Source organism: Streptomyces spongiae, from assembly GCF_009377185.1.
In the GTDB taxonomy this organism is placed as follows: Bacteria; Actinomycetota; Actinomycetes; order Streptomycetales; family Streptomycetaceae; genus Streptomyces; species Streptomyces spongiae.
The window spans coordinates 1-1575 of sequence record NZ_VJZC01001036.1 but is presented as its reverse complement, the minus strand read 5'-3'; the positions used below and the strand labels follow the sequence as shown (position 1 = coordinate 1575).

The window sequence follows — 1575 nt, the reverse complement described above, 5'->3', positions numbered from 1 at the left end:
GGGTTGGCCGGTTCGGGTTCGGGCTCGGGCTCGGGCTCGGGAAGGCCGCGACGGTCGGGGTGTACGAGGTGGGGGCGGCCGTGTCGGCCGGCGGGGTGCCGCCGGACGCGATCGTCCGCAGGTCCTCCTCCGCCCGCCCGGCCGGGATACGCTCCGCCGGCTCCTTGCGCAACAGCCCCTCGATGACCGGGGCGAGCGGGCCGGCCCGGCGCGGCGGGGGCAGTTCCTCGTCGACGACCGCCCGCAGGGTGCTCAGCGGAGTGTCCTGGCGGAAGGGCGAGCTGCCCTCGACCGCCGCGTACAGCAGCACGCCCAGCGACCACAGGTCCGACTCGGGGCCGGGTCTGCGGCCCAGGGCACGCTCGGGGGCGAGGAACTCGGGCGAGCCGATGACCTCGCCGGTCATGGTGAGCGCGGAGCTGCCCTCGACCATGGCGATGCCGAAGTCGGTCAGGACGACGCGTCCGTCGTTCGCCACCAGTACGTTGCCCGGCTTCACGTCCCGGTGCAGTACCCCTGCCTCGTGGGCGGCGCGGAGTGCGGCGAGGACCTCGGCGCCGATCCGCGCGGTGCGCTGCGGGGAGAGCGGGCCCTCGGCGTCCAGCACGTCGGCGAGCGAGAGCCCGCGGACCAGCTCCATGACGATCCAGGGGCGGCCCTCCTCCAGGGCCACGTCGTAGACCGTCACCACGTTCCGGTTCGCGACCCGGGCCGCGGCCCAGGCCTCCCGCTCCAGGCGGGCGTACATCCGCTCCACCTCGGGGGCCGGGAGTCCCGCCGGGGCGCGCACCTCCTTGACGGCGACCTCACGGTGCAGGACTTCGTCGCGGGCCCGCCACACGGTCCCCATGCCGCCCTCGCCAAGAGGGGACAGGAGACGGTAGCGGCCCGCGATCACACGCTCATGGCCCGGTTCTTCGGACACGGGCGTCCCCCCATCGCATCCGTGCGATTCCTCCACTCCGCGTTATATCTCCCCAAAAGTAGCTCAGCCCAGTACGGATGTTGCCCCCTTGAGCACCAATCCGGCCCCCAGGACGACGACGAGGAGCGCCGACGCCAGGGGCAGGGTCCTGCGGACCAGCGTGACGGCCGGGCCGCCGGCCAGCCGGGGGCGCCGGTCCAGCAGTCGCGTCATCCCGTCGCCCGCCCGGACGACGATGAACCCGACGCCCGTCAGCGTGAGGGCCAGGCCGACGCCGAACGCCAGCACGAGCGTCAGCCCGAACCACGCCTTGCCCAGCGCGGCGGCGCCCACGAGCACGACCACCGCCGAGGGACTGGGCACGAGCCCGCCCGCGAAGCCGAGCAGGATCGTGCCGCGCACGGTGGGGGCGACGGGGTGGCTGTGGGTGAAGCCGCCGTGGGTGTGGGTGACGGTGCCGCCGAAGAGGGTGCGCTTGGTCTCGTGGGAGTGGTCGTGGTCGTGTGAGTGGCCGTGGCCGTGCGTGTGACCGTCGTCGTGCGTGTGGCTGTTGCCGTGCTTGTGGCCGTGGTCGTGATGGTGGGCCGTCGCGTGTGTGTGACCCGGTGTGTGGGAGTGCGCGAGCGCGGGGGCCTTGGGTGGGGTGTGGG

Annotated in this window: 1 protein-coding gene and 1 pseudogene; both read right to left on the bottom strand. The window is 73.8% G+C overall.

Annotated elements, in window-relative coordinates:
* Nucleotides 1-925, bottom strand: a 925-nt coding sequence (locus FNH08_RS49900; protein ID WP_322726672.1) for a serine/threonine-protein kinase, incomplete at its 3' end; no start/stop codon positions are given.
* A gap of 63 nt (nt 926-988) precedes the next feature.
* Nucleotides 989-1575, bottom strand: a pseudogene (locus FNH08_RS49895) (nickel transporter); the annotation flags it as partial.